Annotated in this window: 21 protein-coding genes; 14 read left to right on the top strand and 7 right to left on the bottom strand. The window is 60.3% G+C overall.

Features of this window, described 5'->3' with window-relative positions; translation table 11 throughout:
• Window positions 1-12: 12 nt before the first annotated feature.
• On the top strand, window positions 13-273 hold the full coding sequence (locus D3791_RS16910) for a carbonic anhydrase (protein WP_172511768.1): 261 nt from the start codon (window positions 13-15) through the stop codon (window positions 271-273).
• Window positions 274-650: 377 nt separating this feature from the next.
• Here D3791_RS16910 and D3791_RS07305 read toward each other — a convergent pair whose 3' ends face one another.
• Complete coding sequence (locus tag D3791_RS07305) at window positions 651-1,682, bottom strand: ABC transporter substrate-binding protein (protein WP_425483156.1); 1,032 nt, start codon at window positions 1,680-1,682, stop codon at window positions 651-653.
• A gap of 201 nt (window positions 1,683-1,883) precedes the next feature.
• Between D3791_RS07305 and D3791_RS07300 the strand changes: the two genes are divergently transcribed.
• A complete protein-coding gene (locus D3791_RS07300) occupies window positions 1,884-2,837 on the top strand; it encodes an iron chelate uptake ABC transporter family permease subunit (protein WP_246242417.1) in 954 nt (317 codons plus the stop codon).
• Entirely contained in the window at window positions 2,834-3,829 is a 996-nt protein-coding gene (locus D3791_RS07295; protein WP_172511767.1) for a FecCD family ABC transporter permease, read from the top strand. Before D3791_RS07300 ends, D3791_RS07295 begins: the two co-directional genes overlap by 4 nt.
• 18 nt (window positions 3,830-3,847) lie before the next feature.
• Here D3791_RS07295 and D3791_RS07290 read toward each other — a convergent pair whose 3' ends face one another.
• Window positions 3,848-4,423, bottom strand: coding sequence for a hypothetical protein (locus D3791_RS07290; RefSeq protein WP_172511766.1), 576 nt, complete (start codon window positions 4,421-4,423; stop codon window positions 3,848-3,850).
• The gene (locus D3791_RS07285; RefSeq protein ID WP_172511765.1) at window positions 4,420-4,962 is read right to left on the bottom strand and encodes an RNA polymerase sigma factor; all 543 of its coding nucleotides are present in this window, start codon (window positions 4,960-4,962) and stop codon (window positions 4,420-4,422) included. The genes D3791_RS07290 and D3791_RS07285 overlap by 4 nt, the downstream gene beginning before the upstream one ends.
• A 98-nt stretch (window positions 4,963-5,060) precedes the next feature.
• On the opposite strand from D3791_RS07285, the gene D3791_RS07280 reads away from it, so the two are divergent.
• The 6 genes from D3791_RS07280 to D3791_RS07255 all read left to right on the top strand — a co-directional run bounded on the left by D3791_RS07280 (window position 5,061) and on the right by D3791_RS07255 (window position 7,639).
• Window positions 5,061-5,591, top strand: a complete 531-nt coding sequence (locus D3791_RS07280) for an Asp23/Gls24 family envelope stress response protein (RefSeq protein ID WP_425483155.1) — start codon at window positions 5,061-5,063, stop codon at window positions 5,589-5,591.
• Between the two features lie 24 nt (window positions 5,592-5,615).
• Complete coding sequence (locus D3791_RS07275) at window positions 5,616-5,792, top strand: hypothetical protein (RefSeq protein WP_098945523.1); 177 nt, start codon at window positions 5,616-5,618, stop codon at window positions 5,790-5,792.
• Window positions 5,793-5,797: 5 nt separating this feature from the next.
• Window positions 5,798-6,169: an Asp23/Gls24 family envelope stress response protein gene (locus D3791_RS07270; RefSeq protein ID WP_172511764.1), complete on the top strand. Its 372-nt coding sequence runs from the start codon at window positions 5,798-5,800 to the stop codon at window positions 6,167-6,169.
• Window positions 6,166-6,717 carry a DUF6286 domain-containing protein gene (locus tag D3791_RS07265; RefSeq protein ID WP_172511763.1) on the top strand — a complete coding sequence of 184 codons (552 nt, stop codon included), beginning with the start codon at window positions 6,166-6,168 and terminating at the stop codon, window positions 6,715-6,717. Before D3791_RS07270 ends, D3791_RS07265 begins: the two co-directional genes overlap by 4 nt.
• Before the next feature lie 2 nt (window positions 6,718-6,719).
• Window positions 6,720-7,304, top strand: a complete 585-nt coding sequence (locus D3791_RS07260) for a hypothetical protein (protein ID WP_172511762.1) — start codon at window positions 6,720-6,722, stop codon at window positions 7,302-7,304.
• A gap of 74 nt (window positions 7,305-7,378) precedes the next feature.
• Entirely contained in the window at window positions 7,379-7,639 is a 261-nt protein-coding gene (locus D3791_RS07255; protein ID WP_172511761.1) for a GlsB/YeaQ/YmgE family stress response membrane protein, read from the top strand.
• Between the two features lie 62 nt (window positions 7,640-7,701).
• On the opposite strand, the gene D3791_RS07250 is transcribed toward D3791_RS07255, so the two are convergent.
• The 4 genes from D3791_RS07250 to pdxA form a co-directional block, all read right to left on the bottom strand.
• On the bottom strand, window positions 7,702-9,162 hold the full coding sequence (locus tag D3791_RS07250) for an SLC13 family permease (protein ID WP_172511760.1): 1,461 nt from the start codon (window positions 9,160-9,162) through the stop codon (window positions 7,702-7,704).
• An 11-nt stretch (window positions 9,163-9,173) separates the two neighbouring features.
• The gene (locus tag D3791_RS07245) at window positions 9,174-10,286 is read right to left on the bottom strand and encodes a PrpF domain-containing protein (protein ID WP_022874703.1); all 1,113 of its coding nucleotides are present in this window, start codon (window positions 10,284-10,286) and stop codon (window positions 9,174-9,176) included.
• Between the two features lie 475 nt (window positions 10,287-10,761).
• Complete coding sequence (locus D3791_RS07240; RefSeq protein WP_022874704.1) at window positions 10,762-11,529, bottom strand: DeoR/GlpR family DNA-binding transcription regulator; 768 nt, start codon at window positions 11,527-11,529, stop codon at window positions 10,762-10,764.
• 67 nt (window positions 11,530-11,596) lie between these two features.
• Window positions 11,597-13,828, bottom strand: a complete 2,232-nt coding sequence (gene pdxA / locus D3791_RS07235) for a 4-hydroxythreonine-4-phosphate dehydrogenase PdxA (protein ID WP_172511759.1) — start codon at window positions 13,826-13,828, stop codon at window positions 11,597-11,599.
• A 214-nt stretch (window positions 13,829-14,042) separates the two neighbouring features.
• Here pdxA and D3791_RS07230 point away from each other — a divergent pair, with 214 nt between their 5' ends.
• Genes D3791_RS07230 through D3791_RS07210 form a run of 5 tightly spaced genes read left to right on the top strand, consistent with a single transcriptional unit; the run spans window position 14,043 to window position 19,142 of the window.
• Window positions 14,043-15,620, top strand: coding sequence for an ABC transporter substrate-binding protein (locus D3791_RS07230; protein ID WP_172511758.1), 1,578 nt, complete (start codon window positions 14,043-14,045; stop codon window positions 15,618-15,620).
• Window positions 15,621-15,623: 3 nt separating this feature from the next.
• The gene (locus tag D3791_RS07225; protein WP_172511757.1) at window positions 15,624-16,559 is read left to right on the top strand and encodes an ABC transporter permease; all 936 of its coding nucleotides are present in this window, start codon (window positions 15,624-15,626) and stop codon (window positions 16,557-16,559) included.
• Window positions 16,556-17,482: an ABC transporter permease gene (locus D3791_RS07220; RefSeq protein WP_022874708.1), complete on the top strand. Its 927-nt coding sequence runs from the start codon at window positions 16,556-16,558 to the stop codon at window positions 17,480-17,482. The genes D3791_RS07225 and D3791_RS07220 overlap by 4 nt, the downstream gene beginning before the upstream one ends.
• Window positions 17,482-18,321 (top strand): ABC transporter ATP-binding protein, encoded by an 840-nt coding sequence (locus tag D3791_RS07215; protein ID WP_022874709.1) that lies wholly within the window; start codon window positions 17,482-17,484, stop codon window positions 18,319-18,321. Before D3791_RS07220 ends, D3791_RS07215 begins: the two co-directional genes overlap by 1 nt.
• Entirely contained in the window at window positions 18,318-19,142 is an 825-nt protein-coding gene (locus D3791_RS07210; protein WP_172511756.1) for an ATP-binding cassette domain-containing protein, read from the top strand. Before D3791_RS07215 ends, D3791_RS07210 begins: the two co-directional genes overlap by 4 nt.
• Window positions 19,143-19,161: the final 19 nt, after the last annotated feature.

Here is a 19,161-nt window from a genome sequence, read left to right as displayed (position 1 = left end):
GTCCATGGTTGCGTGGACTCCCGGGTGACCCCTGAACTGCTTTTTGACCAGGGGATCGGAGACCTCTTTGCCACCCGTACGGTTGGGGCGGTGCTTGATGACGCCTTGGTGGGTAGCATGGGATTTGCAGTCTCTAGCCCGTACTCGGGTCCACTCCTGGTGATCCTCGGACATACTGCCTGCGGTGCAGTAACCGGAACGCTGAAAGCCGTGGAAAAGATCCAAAGGACCCGCAGTTCCCCTGAGAAATGGATGGCTTTGCTGAACAAATAGCTTCAGTGGACCGCAAGGCTAAAGTAGAGGGATCGGGAAGTGACGCGGTGAATAAGGTGGCGAAGGCCAACGCGCTCGCCGTCGCTGAGCAACTTCTAGAGTGCTCAGTCATAATCCGCAAAACCGTTCAAGAAAAGCGGACCCGAGTGGTGCCAGGTGTTTATGATTTGGTGACCGGGGAAGTGAGCTGGCTGGAGAGCTAGGCCCGCGCTGAACTCGAAGTTAAAGTGAAATCCCCGCCGGCTGGGCCGGCGGGGATTTCAACGATCATCACTCGCACCTTCAATGAGGTAGTTACTACGTTACCCGCGCTTTCTATGCTCGGGCTGAGCACAAGCTTCAGGGTTGCAGTACATCCGGTGCGGGAATGGGACTACCTATTTGATGAGGTAGCCGCGCAGGTCATCGAGGATCTGCGAGGCGCCGGTTGGGCCCAAGCCCAGGAACCACACGTCGTCATTCACGCGGAAGGCCTGATCGTTCTGGACAGCCTTCAGCTTCTTCCACAGTGGGCCCTCGAGGGCGGCCTTTTCGCCGGTGGCCTCAGGAGTTCCGTAGGAGGTGTAGAAGATCCAATCCGAATCGGCATCAGTGAGATTCTCTGCAGAAATCTCGGCTGCCAGGTCATCGATGTTCTGGTTATCGGGACGCTTTAGGCCGGCGTCTTTCAGGATCACGCCGATCAGCGACTTGTTGGCGTAGAGGCGGATCTTTTCTGGCATGAAGCGCAGCAGGGAGATCTCCGGGTCGCCCTCGATGTCATTGCCCAGCGCGGTGGCCTTGTCCTGGTAGGCGTTCAAGGTTTCCACGGCTTTGGTTTCCTCGCCGAGAGCTTCGCCGGCGAGCAGGAAGTTTTCCTTCCAAGGGAAGCCAGGGCGGATCGAGAAGACCGTTGGCGCGATGTTGTTGAGCTGGGAGTACAGCTTGTCAGCGCGCAGCTGCGAGCCGATGATCAGATCTGGTTTCAGGGCCGCGATGGATTCCAGGTTCAGCTCCTGGATGGTGCCAATGGTCTTGGCGTCCTTGACCTTATCGGCAAGGTAGCCAGGAATGGGGCTGGAGCCCTCGGTGGACGGGATGCCTACCGGGGTGATGCCCAGGGAAATCACGGCATCCAATTCACCGGTATCCAGAACCACGACGCGCTGTGGCTTGGATTCCAGGGTAGTGGTGCCGTTCGCGTGGGTGATGGTGCGGGGAAACTGGCCAGCTTCCGCGTCGGAGCCGAACTTGGCAGTTTCCTCGTCAGCGGTGGTGAAGTGTTCGCCGCCGATAGCAACGTCCTTATTGCCGGAGTTGGCATCGGTCGTGGTGGACGCGCCGCAGCCGGCGGTCAGGCCAACCAGCGCAATGGCGGTGGCTGAAATGAGGGTGCGGCGCCATGCGGCGCCCATCTTGGAGAAATTCACACGCTAAATATACCCTAATTTACTAAGCCTGCCCAAAGGTTGTGACGATAATATTCGGTAGCTCGCGGTAAAGTAATCTCGTTCCTGTAGAAATTTTGACGAAGGGCGCCGGTCATTAGCGCTAATCTCACTCGGCCCACTGCCCCAGCGCACAAAACCGCGGGCACCGGCCGACAACTGGCCCTGCTTGGCGGGCTAGCTGTGACTTTGGTGTTATTGGTCGTGGCTTCGCTGGCCGTCGGATCGCGGGCGCTGCCGATAGATGTTGTCGTTCAGGCTTTAGCGGATTCGCAGTCAACCGTAGAGCGAAGCATTGTTGTTGAATCGCGGTTGCCGCGAGCCCTGCTGGCAGTTCTCGCCGGATTAGGACTGGGCGTCTCCGGAGTCTTGGCGCAGAGCCTGACCCGAAACCCGCTGGCGGAACCCGGAATTCTCGGAGTGAACGCCGGAGCGTCCCTGGCTATCGTCGTTTCGGTCGGATTCCTCGGGGTACAAGGATTTAACGGCTATGTCATTTTTGCGTTTTTAGGTGCGCTGCTGACCACCGCAGTGGTTTACGTGGTCGGTACGCCACGGCCCGGGTCCAGCGACCCGGTGCGGCTGGTGCTATCTGGAGTCGCCATTGGCGCCGTGCTCACCGGTGTGGGAACCGCACTATCGCTGGTGAAGCCCCAGGCTTTCGACCAGCTGCGGGCCTGGACGATCGGATCCTTGCAGGGACGTGATTCTTCCATCGTGCTCACCCTTGCCGGATGCATTGTGCTGGGTGTTGCCATCGCTGCCATGTGTGCCCGCCCCCTTGATTCCATGGCGCTCGGTGAAGATAGCGCGCGGTCCTTGGGAACTCGTGTGGGACGGACCAGAATATTGGTTCTGCTCGCGATCACCATCCTGGCCGGCGCGTCCACCGCGGCCGTGGGCGCCATTGGATTCATCGGCTTGATGGCCCCGCATGCCGCCCGCAGATTGGCTGGCGCGCATACCGGGTGGATCTTGGCTTTTACCGCATTGATTGCTCCGATGCTCCTGCTCTGTGCTGACATGCTCGGCCGCATATTGCTGCCTGGCGAACTGCAGGCGGGTGTAGTGGCCGCCTTCCTCGGAGCACCGCTTCTGATCATGATTGCCCGTGGACGCAAGGCGGCGGCACTATGAGGCTGCGAACCAAGCTCCGTGCCCCCAGTACGCTGGTGATCTTGCTGGTGCTCTGCCTAGTGGTCACGGTTCTGGCCATCTCGGGCGGCGAATACCAGATGACGCCATGGCAGGTGCTCAAAGTGCTCCTCGGTTCGGGCGAGGGTGTCGAAAATATGGTCATCTGGCAGTGGCGGATGCCGCGTGCGGTGGCTGCGTTGCTCTTTGGTGCCGCGCTGGGTCTTTCAGGTGCGGTCTTCCAATCGCTGACGCGAAATCCTTTGGGGTCGCCGGACGTTATTGGCTTTTCCACCGGTGCCTATACCGGTGCGCTGGTCACGCTCACAGTGCTCGGCGGCGGTTTTGTTGCCACCAGTGTGGGTGCTTTGGTTGGTGGCTTGCTCACCGCATTCTTGGTTTACCTGCTGGCCTGGCGTAACGGGACGGCCGGATTCAGGTTGATCCTCGTGGGTATCGGCATTTCATCGGTGCTGGCCTCGTTTAACCACTTTTTGGTGCTGCGCGCAGAACTGGACGTGGCGATGGCTGCTGCGGTCTGGGGCGCTGGAAGCCTCAACGGATTGACCTGGCAGTCCGTGGCACCTGCGGGAATTCTTGTGGTGCTCGTTTCCATCGCGCTGTTGGCCAGTTCTTCGCGACTTCAGATGCTGCAGCTGGGCGATGACCTGTGCCGGGCATTGGGCATGCGAGTGGAGCGCACCAAATTACTGCTTGTGGTGCTGGCAGTATTTCTCGTGGCGGGAGTGACCTCGTTAGCCGGCCCCATCGCTTTTGTCGCCTTGGTGGCTCCACAAATTGCTCGCCGTCTTGGGCGCGGAAGCAAGCTGCAACTAGTTCCTACGGCACTAGTCGGCGCGCTACTCTTGGCTGGCAGTGACCTGCTGGCCCAACGTCTCTTTGCGCCGGTGCAATTGCCGGTCGGCGTAGTGACTGTCTGCTTCGGCGGCGTCTACCTGATCTACCTCTTGAACCGGAGAACCACCAGGCAATAGCGCCGGTCAACCGTTCTTCTAGTTCTCCTCGCGTAAAGTGACAGATTCGATGGCTTGGCCATGAAGGTCCTCGACAACCAAGTCAACGACTATCTCGTTCCACAGGATCAGCGGGCTGATGGCATCACGAACGAAACCTAGAACCTGCTGTTCGATGGTACTCACCGAGCTGTCTTCAGCCATGCTGACATGACACTGCACTTTCCACTGAAGATGCGGAATTTTTGCATCAGTCGCCTTGATCTCGGTGTAGTTCAACTGCGATTCTGTCGAGTCAGCGAAGACTTTTCGAATGGCTTTGATCAGATCCAGTGAGGAGAGTCGTCGTTTCTTTCCCGTACCGGCTTCCTGTACATCCCACGTGCGTTGTCGTGGCGCGAAGCTGGCAATTTTTCCCAAGATGCCCTGCGAAAAAGCATCTGGCTCGTGCTCGGGGGTCGAGGTCTGCAGCAATTGGGTGATGAACCCGTTTTGATCCTTCAGTCGTTGGCGTTCAGCATGGCACCACCGGCACTGCAGCTCGTGCAGGTCTGCCGGTTCATCTGGGTTTAGTAGGACGTCCTCGGTCGTACGTCCGCAGGCAAGGGTTTTCATGACACCGCCTCACTGATTGCATTGCGTGCCCGTGCAAGTCGCCCTCGCACAGTCGATTCTGAAACGTTGGTGACCAGGGCCGCTTCCTTATAGCTCATGCCTTGGAGCGCCACCAGAACAAAGGTCTGGCGGAGCGCCGACGGCAATCCGTTGATGATTTGCCAGGCGTCGGCAATTTCATCGCGCTGCACGGCAACATTTTCGGGCAATTCGCGGTCGGGGATCGGGGTTTGCTCTAGCACTTCATCATCCACGTTTTGCTGGTCATTGGCACGTTGGCGGATGCGATCGAGGCAAATATTTCGTGCCATCCGGTAGAGCCAAGTCTTAAACGCGACTCGTTCGCGCAGTGAGCTCAATGACTGCCAAGCGCGGATCCATGCGTCCTGGGTAGCGTCCTCCGCATCATGCCAACTGCTGAAAAAAGTCTTGCAGTATTGACGCAGGCCGGGTGTCAGCGCGGTGACAAGTTCACCAAAAGCTTCGGGATCACCCTCCATCGAACGACCAACAAGCACGGTCAGCCGGGTCGGTTCCAAACACCCCTCCTTAAGTGATCTATATCACACTGAAAATATGTGAGGATTTCTTTGTAGCTCTCGTCTGTATGAGTGTAAGGCACAAAAATATCCGTTCAATGAATGAGGAGACCATCATGGTGCAACGCGATTCACAAGGGCCAATCATCAAGCCAACCGGCGAAGAACTGGAACGCCAGGCTAAAGCCAAGGCTGCCAATGAGATGCAGGGCCACGAAGAACTGCGCGGTCCGCTGCACACCGAGCTGGGTAAGACGACCATCGAAGACCGTGTTGTTCAGAAGATCGCCAGCATCGCCACCCGCGAAGTTTCTGGCGTGTACGCGATGGGCAATGCAGCCCGCCGAACCTTCAACTCGCTGGCTGAACGCATCCCGGGCGCACAGGCTAATGCCGCGGGTGGAGTGAGCGTCGAAAAGGGCGAGCAGCAGACCGCCATCGACGTGTCGATCGTCGTTTCCTACGGCTTCTCCATCGTTGAGGTCTCCAATGAGATCCGTTCAAACATCATTGCGCAGGTTGAGCGAGCCACCGGTCTGGAAGTCATCGAGGTCAATGTTGAAGTTACCGACGTGCACCTGCCAGAAGACGATGACGACGACGCTGAAACCCGCGACGGCCTGAAATAACTGTCCGCATCTAAGGAGCAGATCATGTTACACGTCAAGTGGGGACTGGCTATAGGCTGCCTAGCCGGATTGCTGATTGCTTTCGGTTCATTCACCCAATTTGTGGTGGTGGCGTTCTTTACCATCATCGGCGCGGGGGTGGGTTGGCTTTTACAGGACAGGGTTGATCTCGGTCAAGTGTTCAGCAAACGTCGGCGGTGAAGCAGATGGCAGAGCTGTCCACACACCGTGGAAGCACCACGGTGAACACTGCCGTCTATTCAAAAATCGCTGCCCAAGCGGCCTACAAGGTGCCGGTGGTCGGTTCGGCCGCCGGCGGGATCTTGGGACTGGGCAAGTACAAGGATTTTGATAGCCGGCCCAAGGCTAAGGCCGAAGTGCTCGGAAAGACTGTGGTTATCGACTTGGACCTTGGCTTGAGCTATCCGAGCAATGTCCAGCAAGCCTGCGAAGACGTGAGAAACATAGTCGCCGCGGATCTGCGCCGCTACCTCGGCGTTGAACAAGTGCAAACCGATATCCGAGTGAGCTGGATGTCGGCCCCGGATGAAGAAACGAGAAATAGGAGACTGCGATGAACAGATTCTGGCACGTTCGCAGTGCTCGCACGCTGGCCTTGATGATCAGCTTTGTCATCGTGCTGGCCGCGAGCGTTCTCCTGGCGCTTTCTTGCATCCTGCGTCTGGTCAACGGCCAATGGCCCGCCGCTGCCGAACAGAGCATTACAACGGTCAGCAACCTGCGCTTCAATGACAACCTGGCAGTGATCGTCATGGTGGTTCTCGCGGTGCTCGGTTTGCTGCTGTTGCTCAGCGCGCTCATTCCAGGGCGCCGGCAGACCATCCTGCTCAACAGCGATGATCCTTCCGCCAGGTCGGAACAGGCAATCTCATGCCGTGGAATATCAACCTTGGTGGGGTATGAGGTTGAACGTACCGATTCGGTGACCCGCGCGAGCGTGACAACCAGCCCAAAGCTGGTGCGCGTTACCGTGCAGACTCCGGCGCATTCGGTTCAGCGCGTGCGAGAGAACGTTCAGGCGCGGGTACAGGGCGTGATTGATGGGTTGCCAGTACAACGTGCTCCTAAGGTCAAAGTTTCGGTGCAGCGGCGAGGGGGAAACTAAAAATGTTTACAACGCATGGAGTGCGTCAACGAACCATTCTGGTGATCCTTGGACTGCTGCTCCTGGCTGCCGGGGTTCTTGGCCTAGCCGCAGTTTGGTGGGGGTTCCCTGAAGGCACCGACCTAGGCCGGGCTCAGATTGGTAACAGCCTGCCGGTTGATCAGCAGTACCTGTTGCCGCTGGGCCTGGCCGTAGGGGTGATCGGCATGGTGCTGTCGCTGGCCGTCTTGATCACTGCCATTCCACGTCGTCCGTCGGCACATAAATTCAGATACGAATCGCGCAACGAGGGAGTGAGCGAGATCGAAACTTCGGTTATCGCCAAGGCAGTGGAAACCGCCGCGCAAACACAACCGGAAATCGTGGATGCGAATGTCCAGATCGGTGGCAGCGCAACCGAACCTGTGCTCTATGCCCGGTTCACCTTGCGCGCCGATACTCCGGCGAATCGTGGCATCGATCTGGTGAACCAACGCGTGATTCCGGACCTTGAAATGGTGCTGGGAGCACCCTTCGCCAGTAAACACGTTTCGTTCAGTTTTCAGAAACCGGAAAAACAGGATTCGGAGAAAGCCGTGCTCATCTGAGCCTGCACTGAATAGCAAGAAATAATCACTTACGGCACGCTGATCGTGCCACATCACTTGGGGAGTAAGAATAAATGGGAATTTTTGGTTGGATCATCCTTGGGCTCATAGCCGGTGCGATCGCCAAGGCCATCAAGCCCGGAAAGCAGGGCGGCGGTTGGCTGGCAACTCTGTTGCTGGGCGTGGTCGGTGCACTGCTTGGTGGTTGGATCGGGTCGGCCATTTTCAGTGTCGGCGTTGACAAGTTCTGGTCGCTGTCCACCTGGTTGCTAGCTATCGGCGGTTCCTTGATCGTATTGATCGTCTGGGGACTGGTGACCGGCAAGCGCCGCTAGAACGTACAGCTGTGGGCGGGATCCTTTTCGGGCCCCGCCCACAGCTGTACCTGGTGGAATGCTTACATGATGCCGGTTGGCACCAGCAGCAGCCAGGACAATGCCGGTGCGATCAACACCACGGCACCTGCGTACATCATCAGCTGCTTGTAGGTGCGAGTGCGATCGCTTTCCTTCACGTTGGCCACGACCAGTGCGCCAGCGGTGGAGAACGGGGAAACGTCAACCACGGTGGCCGAGATGGCGATAGCTGCCACCGTGCCGGAGACGCTCAGCGAGCTGACGGACAGCAACGGGCCGGCCAGCGGAATGAACGCCGCAAGCAGTGCCGTGGACGAGGCGAAAGCCGAGCCGATGCCGATCACGTAGCAGAGGACCAAAGCGATCAAGATCGGCGCACCCAGCGCCAGAGCCATGTGGGCCAAGGTATCGATCACGCCGATGTGGGTCAGCAACGATACATAGGTGATCATGCCAGCCACCAGCAGCACGGTGGACCAGGAGATGCCTGCAACGAATTTCTGCTGGTCCTTGATGTTCAGCAGGGCAAGGAGCAGGCCTGCGCTCAAGGCGACGAAGCCGATGGGCAGACGCAGGACCAAAGCGCAGAAGAGCATGACGCCAATGAGCACCAGGGTGTAGATCTGCTGACCTTGCGGACGGGTGGAGCGGGTATCCGCCGCTGCCGCATAGGCCTCGCCCTTGGCGGTGCGCAGCTTGCCCATGAAGGCGAAGACGATCACAGTCAGGATCGAGAGGATCAGGTTGATCGCGAAGCTGGCGACAAACAGGGCATTGGCCGAAACCGGGAAGCCATTTTCCATGGCGATGTCATGGACCAGGACACCGGAGACCGACAGCGGCGAGAATCCGCCAGCGTGGGCGCCATTGATGATGAAGGCACCCATCAGCAGCGGGTGGATGCGCGACTCGTAGGCAAAGCCGATGGCTGCTGGTGCCAGCAGGGCGACGGCGGCAGGGGAAAAGGTGCCCAGCGAGGTCAGCGCCGCAGCAACCAGGAAGAAGACCCAAGGAAGCATCATGGTCTTGCCGCGAACCATGCGCACGCAGTTGCGCACGATGACATCGATGGTGCCGTTGTGCTGCGCCATGGAGAAGAAGTAGGTGACACCGATGATGGTCAGCACGATGCTGGCCGGGAAGTCCGCGAGGATTTCCTTATCGTCCATGCCCAGCATGAAGTAGCCGATGCCGAAGGAGGCAACCAGCCCCATCACACCGATGTTCACAGGCCACTTGGTGGCGATGATGAACATCAGCACCAGGACGACCAGCGGGACAATCTGCTCAAAAGTCAGGCTGCTGCCCGGATCGGCGGGGGCCGAGGAGCCGGCCATTGACGGTCCAACCAGCAGGGCAATCAGTGCAACTACGGCGGCGACGGCCGCAACGATCAAGATGTTCCGGCGGTTCCGGCGCTTTTGGCGGCGCGGATCAACGGTATTAAATTCAACGTCTTCGCGATCAGTCACTGGCGCAACGTCGAGCTCAGTTTTAGACATGGTCTGACTCCTTAGCGGCTGGCGCTTGCTAGGTCGGTCCCGGCAACGCTGCCGAGGGACTCGGGGAGGTGAATGGTGGAGGTTGCGATGGAGCGTGCGGTGCGGTCAACGCCGACGTACATGGATCCTTCGCGTACTTCGCTCCAGGTTTCGATGACACCGGCCGGGGTGCGCAGGCGCAATGTGGCCCGTGGCTCGCCGCCGGTGATCTCGCCCAGGACCGTGCCCGGGGTCTGCGCGCCAAGGGTCAGTGCGACGCTGCCGGTGATGGCCAATGCCGGGTGGGGCCTGCCCATGGAGAGCATCATGACGCTGGCATCGCTCTGATCGTCCTGCGGTGCGGCGGCGATCGCCAGCTTGGGGATGGCCCGGGCTGCCTGTTTCGGGGTCGTGGCAAGGCCCATGCGCACCGCAGCTTCGCGGCGTACCTGGTCCAAGACGTTGAGTTGCGAGTCGACAGCGGCCATCCATGAATCATAATCTGCGGTGTCAAGGCCGAGCTCTTCTGCGCGCAGAACTACCACCGGGGCTCCGGCATCGATCAAGGATACGGTCCATGCGCGATCAGCGGCGATCAGGATGTCAGTAGGGTTCGACGTTGGCAGCAGGCTGCCGGTGGTCTTGCCTGCCGGGTCGCGGAACCCGAGGCCTACTTTGTAGCCGGCGGTTGCAACGCCGGGCATCTGCGCTTGGGGAACGATAGGCAGTGCGCCGCCTGGCGTATCCACGCGCTGGATGATGATCTGGCCGGTGTTGGTATTGCGGGTGATGACACGGGTGATGTCAGAGTCGGGAACAACCCATCCCTGTTCGATGGCGTAGAGGCCGACCACTGCCGAGCAGTTGCCGCAGTTGCTTCCCCAGTCCACGGTGGCTTCTTCGATGCCTACCTGGGCAAAGGTGAATTCGACATCTACCTCGGAGTCGTCGCAACGGTGCAGAATGACCGCCTTGCTGGTGGTCGAGGTGGCTCCGCCGACGCCGTCGATCTGTCGTGAATCAGGGCTGCCGAAAACCTTTGGCAGTAGTTCATCGAGGCTGGTGGCCGTTTCGTCCAGATGCTCGGATTCGAAAACCCAGCACTTGCTGGTTCCCCCGCGCATCCATTCAGCTTGTATGTTCATCGTCATTCCTACATCTCGTTGTGCCGCGCGATTCGCTCCCGGTCACTCGGTCCGGATTCGTCGTCATCCGGCTACGAAAAACCATAATCTGCATCACATTTGTAGTCCACGTACATAAGATGCAACACATTGTAGGAGTGCTTAATTTGTTTAGATTGCGGGTCTATGCGCCTCAAAATCTGAAGTTAGACCTCTTGTAAAAGGCCTGATATCAATCATTCGAACCACTGATTTTAGAGATTGAACAAAGCATTCAATTCATTGAAGTATCACTTACAGCTTTTCGCTGTTACGGGTGAAAATAAATTTGCAGAAGCACCGTCCGGAGCGCGGTGACAAAGAATTTACGAGTGCGCAATGACGCAGTAGCGCGGATCTGGAAGAACCTAAAATGCCGTTGCAACGCACTGGGTGCGTTGCAACGGCATGAGGGATATGGGGAATTTGAGTGCTGTGCGCGGTGGCCCTCCCGGGGTCAGCCCGCGACGATGACCTCGACCTTGGCCTCTTTGAAGGGCGCGAGTTGGCTGGAGCTGGCCTGCGCATCGGTGATCAGAGTCCATCCCTCGGGCAATTTCGCCCACGCGTGGAACGGGTGCTGATTGAGCTTGGAACTATCGGCCAGCACAAAAACGCGCTGCGCCCGTGAAGCCATCTTTTCCTTGAGTCGGGTCTGTACCAGGTCGGCTTCGCAGATGGCATCAGGCGTCACCGCATCAGCCCCGAGGAACACGGAATCAAAGCTCATTCGTTCTAGGCAGTACTCGGCGAGCGGCCCCACAAAGGCCGCGCTGCGATGGCGCAAGGTGCCGCCGAGGCACTCAACGTGCACCGATTCGGCCTCGGCGAGTTCCTCAACCACTACCAGGGACGTTGTGGCGACAGTGAGCTCGTTGGCATCACGCAGTTCATGCGCCAGCGATGCCACGGTAGATCCCGAATCGAGCAGGATGGTCTGCCCCTCGGCCACCAAAGATCGGGCCTTGCGTCCGATGGCGCTTTTGGCGGCGGCATTCTCCATATTCCGCTGGCGGAATGTTGACTCGATGACAGGAGCGGTCAGGGGCATGGCACCGCCATAGGTGCGCGCGATCTTCCCTTCGCCGGTGAGCCGGGAGAGGTCGCGCCGGATCGTGGATGCGGTGACGCCGAATCGTTCGGAAAGTTCTTCGACGCTAGCCAGCCCGCTGGTATTGGCCAGTTCGAGGATTTGCCCTTGGCGTACCTTGGCGCTGGTTGACATGGGAACCTTTCCCTTCCTGATTCGTTGAATCTACTACGCCGAGTGTATCGGCATTGCTCCAGTTCGTTTACTTGACCGGAACCGAAGCCAAGTTCACCGACTGCTGCAGTGCTTCGATCATGCTGCCTACCTCGACAATGCCCTTGCCTGCGATGTCGAAAGCGGTCCCGTGGTCCACTGAGGTGCGGATGACCGGCAGGCCCACGGTGATGTTTACGCCGGCCTCGATGCCAAGGACCTTCACCGGGCCGTGGCCCTGGTCGTGGTACATGGCGACAATGAGGTTGTAGTCGCCGCGGCCAGCCAGGAAGAATGCGGTATCGGCGGGCAATGGGCCGATGGCATTGATGCCGTCGGCCTGCAGCTTATCGATTGCAGGGATGATCTTCTCTTCTTCTTCGCCATAGCCGAACAGCCCGTTTTCTCCGGCATGCGGGTTGATGGCGCAGACGCCGATCTTGGGATTCGGGTTGCCGGCGCGGACCAAGGCCTCATGGCCGCGGCGGACGGTGCGCTCGACCAGGCCGGGCTCGATCTTCTTGATCGCATCGATCAGGCCGATATGCGTGGTCACGTGGATGACCTTGACCTTGGGGGTCGAGAGCATCATCGATACCTCGTCAACACCCATGAAGTGCGCGAGCAGTTCGGTGTGCCCCGGGTAGATGTGGCCTGCCTCGTGCAGCGCGGCCTTGTTCAGCGGCGCGGTGCAGATGCCCTGGACCTCGTCGCGCATGGCCAGCTCGCAGGCTATGCGGATGTAGTGGTAGGCCGCGTTGCCGGCCTCGCCGGAAATCTTGCCCCATTCAAGATCCTCGGAAAGCAGGTGGGGATCGATGACATTGATGCGGCCGGGGATGAACTGGGCTTGGGCGATCTCGGTGATCTCCACGATCTCGGCCTGCAGGCCCAGTGCTTCGGCGCCCATCGAGAGCCGGTGGCAGTCGCCAATCACCACGGGACGGCTGATCTTGTACGCGTTGGCGTCCAGCAGTGCTCCGACGGTGACTTCGGGGCCGACGCCTGAGCCGTCTCCCATGGTGACGGCGATGAATGGGCGGGTGTCCAAGGTGGTAGTGCTCATGGAATCAAGCTCCTGGGAATAAGGGGCGCGTAGGCTGCGCAGGGTGGTTAAGGCTGTAACGAGGATGTTGGGGCTGCCGAAGGAACCGGGTTTGGTTCCAACGAGCCGGCCATCGGGGGTCTGGCAGATGACAACCCCGGGCTCCAGCTGCTGGAGCGGGGCCAGGGAATCGACGCCGAGGTCATCGAGGATGGCTCGTGCAGTTTCGCCTCCGGTGAGGAAAAGGTCCGCATCGGGGTGCTCGGCAAGGAAATGCCCTGCTTGCTTCCGCAGGTGCGCAAGCACCTGGTGTGGATCACTGGCGCTGCGCGTTGCGCGCAGAATGACCGGTTCGCCTGGCGCGGGCGACGGCAATTCGCTGGTGGTTTCGCCGCAGGGGAGCCCGTGATTCCGGGCAATCTCAAGCTGCTGTCCTGAGGGGCCGGAGGCTGATCCGATGACACCGAGGATATGGTGCGGTTCCCTGCTCTGCGGGGCATGATCTTGCCCGGCGTTATCGGTTGCATGCCCCGAATGGCCGGCTAGCTTGCTGGCCAGTGCCGCGTTGAGTGCGCCGGTGCCCACGAGGATGCTGCGCTGGAAGTGCTCCGGGTCCGTGGTGCGCAAGGCCAGCCAGGCATCGGCGATTTCATGCAGATCCTCATCGGTGGCGCAGTCCACGATCACCGCTGGCGCGGACTTCACTGCGGCGGCCAGCTGGTCGCGGAACGCCCCGGTTTCATGCGGGCTTGGAGTCCTTGCCGAGGCCAGATCGCCCAAGAGCTCGGCGATGGTTTCCGGTGCCTGCTGGGCTTCGACCTGCCAGGCGCCGGTGGATGACAAGGGCTGGCCGGCTATCAGCGGCCGCCCGTTCTCGACAGTCCGTTCCAGGTGGGGAAGGGCGCCGGCGATGATGAGTCGGTAGCCAGCATCGGCCAGGGCGCGCAGCTCTGCATTGAGGTTGCCTCGCCAGAGCGAATCGATCTTCTTGAAGACCATGGTGCCCTCGGGCAGGGTCTGGCTCAGTTCCTTCAGGAGTCGATGCGCGTTAGCGGGTGTCGAGTACCTGGTATTGGTGTCCACGACGGTGGCGCGATGCGTATTGTCCGCAGGGGCTGAGTCGAAGCCCAGGGAGACCCGGGTCGGAAATCCATGGTCGCTCCACGGTAAAGATACTTCGCATGCGCCAGAAAAATCGTCGGCGATTATCAGGAAATCCTGCTGGTTCGTGGTCATTTGAGTGCTTGTCACCTCCTTGGAATTAGTTCCGGACTGCTCTGGGGGCCGGTGTGCTTCTGGAGCCATCATGACACAGTTGCGCGAAATGCGCTATGCCTATTGCGCATTTCGCGCAATCGTGACAAAGTGACATGAGATACACATCACAGCGAGTGGATGGCCCTTCAATCAACGGGCAAAGCGCTCCATAAAGTCGATTGGGAGGTCGAAGATGACCGCACGATTCTCAACCCCTGGGATGTCGCGGCGCCAGCTGTTGAAGCTGGCAGGAGCCGCTGGGCTCTTTGCGGCAGTGGGGATGAGCGCCACCGCCTGCGCGGGACCCACCGGATTGCCGGGCAAGGACACCTTGACCCTGGCTCTGAACCGTTCCCTGGTTTCGCTGGACAACAAGCTGAACCAGTTTGATGCCGCCGTCACCGTCCAGCGCTCGGTCCGCGAGGGCCTGACCGCCATCGGCCCGGACATCTCCCCGATCCCGGTGCTCGCCGAATCCATGGTGATGACATCGCCCACCCGCTGGACCGTCAAGCTGCGCGAATCCATCACCTACTCCGACGGACGCCCGGTCAAGCCCAAGGACGTGGCCACCGCGCTGGAAATGTACGCCAAGGTCCAAGGTTCCTTCGTCGCCAGCTTCTTCCCGGAGTTCCCCAAAGTCACCGAAGTTGATGAGCGGACGTTCCACCTTGATTCCAAGGGACCCATCCCTATCCTGGATGCGCTGATGGCGCTGATCCTGATTTCTCCCGCCGAGGACAACAAGGCCGAAGAACTGCAGACCGGCGTGGGAACCGGCCCATATGTCGTCCAGTCCTATGACCGCGGCGCCGGCACCTACACGCTGATCCGCAATGAGAAGTATTGGGGCGAGCCAGCACCGATCCGGCAGGTCAACGTGCGCTTCCTTCCCGAGGAATCCTCCCGGGTGATCGCCCTGCGCAGTGGCGAAGTGGATGTCATCGACTCCATCTCGCCGAACTCCATGGAACAACTGCAGGGGCTGCCAGGCGTCACCATCGAGACCGCCTCCTCGCTGCGTTTGAACCAGATCTTCTACAACTTCCGCAAGCCCAAGACCCACCCGCTCTCCGATGCCAAGGTACGCCAAGCACTGTCCTTCGCCATCGACGGCAAGGCGCTGGTGCACGATGTCCTGATCGACACGGTGGAACAGGCCGCGGGTGTGACCCCGACCAGCCTGTCCGGATACGCCAAAACCGGGGACTATGTTTATGACCCGGGCAAGGCCAAGTCCATGCTCGCGTACCTCGGCGTCGAGGACCTGAAGCTCAAGATCATCTGGGAGACCGGTGAATTCCCTTCGGATACCGCCATCATGGAAGCCCTCGTACAGATGATGGGGGATATCGGAGTGAAAACCGAACTCCAGCAGTTCGAGCCAGGTGGCAACATCCTGCAGTGGCGCCAGGGCAAGGAGGGGGACTGGGACCTGCTCGGCAACGGCTTCTCCAGCCCCACCGGCCTGGCCATCACCATGCTGCAGGGCATGTATGCCGGCACCGCGGAAAAGGAAAAGACCCGCGACACCTATCAGGGCTACGTCAACAACGATGTCGAACGCAAGATCGCGCGCGCGGCCTCGGAAGTCGATGATGCCAAACGCACCGCCTACCTGAAGGTCGCCCAGCAAGCAGTCTGGGACACGTGGCCCTGCGCCTGGGCCTTCACCCCCAAATCGATTCTTGCCCGCCGTGACCGCGTGCAAAACCTGGAACTATCCGCCGCCAACGCCTATCCGTTGGCCCGAGTGGGATTGGAGAGCTGAGCCATGCTGACCTATCTTCCCAAGCGCATCGGGCAGGGACTGCTCACGGTGTTCCTCACCGTATCCGTAGTCTTCCTGCTCATCCGCATGGCACCGGGCGACCCGGCTGCCTCCTTCGCCGGTCCGCTGGCCACCAACGAGCAGCTGGCCGCCGTGCGCGAGCAATTCGGCCTGGATAAGCCGCTGTTGCAGCAGTACGTGATCTTCATCGGACAGCTGTTCACCGGGCACCTCGGCCAGTCCTACTCCTTCCAGGCGCCAGCCGTGCAGGTAGTCATGGACCGGCTGCCCTACACCCTGACCCTGGCCACCAGCTCCATCCTGCTGGCCGCGCTGGTCGCCATCCCGTTGGGCATGTGGATGGCCCGCCGTTCCGACACCGACGCCGAACTCGGCGTGAACGTATTGACCATCGCCGGGCAGTCCATGCCCGACTTCTGGACCGGTATCATGCTGCTGACCGGATTCTCCGTGATCATCCCGTTGTTCCCAGCCTCGGGCTTCACCACCTGGGGCGGCCTGGTTTTGCCCACCATCACCGTGGCGATCTTGCAGATCGCCCTGGTCTCGCGCATGGTCAAGCGGGAGATGGTCACCAACTTCAACGCGCCATACCTGAACATCGCCCGCTCCCGCGGGGTGAGCGAGCGCGTACTGACCTGGCGTTACGCGCTGGGAAATGCCGGAATCCCGGTCTTCACCGCGCTGGGCACGCGCTTTGCTGCCATGCTCAACGGCGTGGTGGTTGTAGAAGTCGTCTTCGGCTGGCCCGGCGTGGGTTCGCTGATCGTCCGGGCCTTGGAGACCCGTGATTACCCCCTGATCCAGGCCACCGTGCTGATCACCGCCCTGCTGGCCGTCGCCGTTCAGCTGCTGATCGACCTGGCCTACCCACTGCTGGACCCACGGGTCCGCCTCGGAAAGGCAGCTTCGGCATGAGCGCAACCATCCAAAACCCCACGCAGACTCCTCAGCCGGAACGTCGCTCTGCGGTCACCAAGGCGATGCTGAAGAAGTCGGCCGCCGCCCGGCGCGCCCGCTCGACCCGGATCAAGCTGTGGCTCGGCACCATTCTGACCTTGCTGGTGGTCCTGCCCATCGCGCTGGCGAACTTCCTGCCCATCGCGGATCCGAATATGCAGGATCTGGGCGCACGTCGCCTGGCGCCCCTGGTTGACGGACACCTCTTCGGCACCGACCAGCTGGGCCGAGACCTGCTCTCCCGCGTGCTCTTCGGCGGCCAGACCTCGCTGATGATCGGCGTGCTGGCGGTTGTGGTTTCCGGCGCCGTGGGCGTGATCCTCGGATCGATCGCCGGGTTCTACGGCAAATGGGCCGACGTGATCATCTCCCGCGTGCTCGAAGCCCAGCTATCCCTGCCACTGCTGATGATGCTGTTGCTGGTGGTAGCCCTCTTCGGCCCGTCGATTCCGGTGATCACCGGCGTGATCGCCATTGCCCAGTGGCCAGAAGTCGCCCGCCTGACCCGATCCCTCGTGCTGGTCGAACGCGAGAAGCCCTATGTAGATGCCGCCAAGACCCTGGGGCTTCGCAAACTGGAAATCCTTGCCAAGCACGTGATCCCGAATGTCTTCAAGCAAGCCAGCCTGGTCATCCTGCTGTTGCTGGCCCAGGCAGTGCTTTTGGAAAGCGCCCTGTCCTTCCTCGGCGCCGGACCGCAGCGCCCCTTCTCCACCTGGGGCCGCCTGATCTCCGATGGCCAGGACTACATCACCACCTCATGGTGGATGGTGACCCTGCCAGGCCTGTTCATCGTCGTCCTGGTGGTCGGGGTCAATCTGCTGGGCGATGCCCTGCGCGATGGAAACCTCCGCCGGACTTCGAAGAAAGAAGGCAAGTGATGAGCGAGCAAAACACCGCAGTACTGGAAGTGTCCAACTTCAGCGTGGAACTGATGACCGACAATGGCGTATTCAAAGCGGTCAACAACGTCAGCTTCCGCATCGGCCAGGGCGAAACGGTCACCATCATCGGTGAATCAGGCTCCGGAAAATCCACCACCGCCATGGGCCTGCTCCAGCTGCTGCCCCAAGGCTTGGCCGCCCTGTCCGGCCAGGTACGCATCAAGGGCGAAGACGTGGTGGCCAATCCCAAGGCCATCGCGAAGTTCCGCGGCCGCGGCCTGGCGCTGATCCCGCAGGACCCGATGACCGCGCTGAACCCGGTGGCGACCATCGGCTCGCAATTGCGTGAAGCGATCAAGGTTGCAGGGAAGATCACTGGCAAGCAAGAGCTCCAGAAAAAGGCCATCGAACTGCTCGAACAGGTGCGCATTCCGCTGGTTGAAGAGCAGCTGAAGAAGTTCCCGCACCAGCTCTCCGGCGGCATGCTGCAACGTGTGCTCATCGCTATCGCCTTGGCTAGCCAGCCCGAGCTGCTGGTGGCCGATGAACCAACCAGTGCCCTGGATGTCACCGTGCAGGCCGGCGTCCTCGACCTGCTGCTGGAATTGCAGCAGCGACGTGGGATTTCAATCCTGATGATTACGCACGATATTGGTGTGGCACGACTGGTTTCCGACACAATTCATGTGATGAACTCGGGCAAGTTCGTTGAGTCCGGCCCGGCAGCCCAGATTGTTGATGCGCCGGTGCAGGACTACACCCGCAAGCTACTTGCCGCAGTGCCTCGGCTGGGAGCCTGGGACGAAACAGCAATGGAAGCAGAGGGAGCCTCATGAACCAGCCAGCACCGTTCCTCTCGGTGAAGAACCTGAGCGTCGAATACAACACGCGCAATGGGATCTTCCGTGCGGTCGACGACGTTTCCTTTGACCTTGAACGTGGGAGAACCCTGGCCGTGGTCGGCGAATCCGGCTGCGGAAAGTCGACCATCGCCAAATCCATCATGCGCCTGCTCAAGCCGGCCAAGGGGCAGATCCTGTTGGACGGAACCGACCTGGTGCCGCTGAACGAAAAGCAGCTGCGCCCCTTGCGCCGCAAATTCCAGATGGTCTTCCAGGATCCCTACGGCTCGCTGGATCCAAGCCAAAGCGCCGAGCAGATCATCACCGAGCCGCTGAAGATCCAGAAGTCCGGGACACCTGCCGAACGCCGCAAGGAAGCCCTGCGATTGCTGGATCGGGTCGGCCTTCCCGAAGGCGCCTTGCATAAGCGGGCCAATGAATTCTCCGGCGGCCAGCGCCAGCGCATCGGCATTGCCCGGGCCTTGGCGTCCAAGCCTGAACTCTTGGTCTGCGATGAGGCCACCAGCGCGCTGGATGTCTCGGTGCAGGCCCAGGTGCTCAAGTTGCTGGCCGAGATCCAGGAAGACACCGGCATTTCCTACGTGTTCATCTCGCACAACCTTGGCGTGGTGCAGGAGATCAGCCAGCAGGTCATGGTGATGCAACGAGGAAAGCTCGTCGAGGTCGGAAGCACCGAACAGGTGCTCACCTCGCCGGCGCAACAGTACACCCGCAAGCTGCGCCGTGCAGCCCTGGACCCAAGCCAAATGGAAGGCTTGAAACCGCGCCACGTCCTGGCCGGGCTCACCAGCTAAACAGCAACAAACGATGAAG

Source organism: Glutamicibacter mishrai (assembly GCF_012221945.1).
Taxonomy (GTDB): Bacteria; Actinomycetota; Actinomycetes; order Actinomycetales; family Micrococcaceae; genus Glutamicibacter; species Glutamicibacter mishrai.
This window is presented reverse-complemented; position numbering and strand designations above follow the sequence as displayed.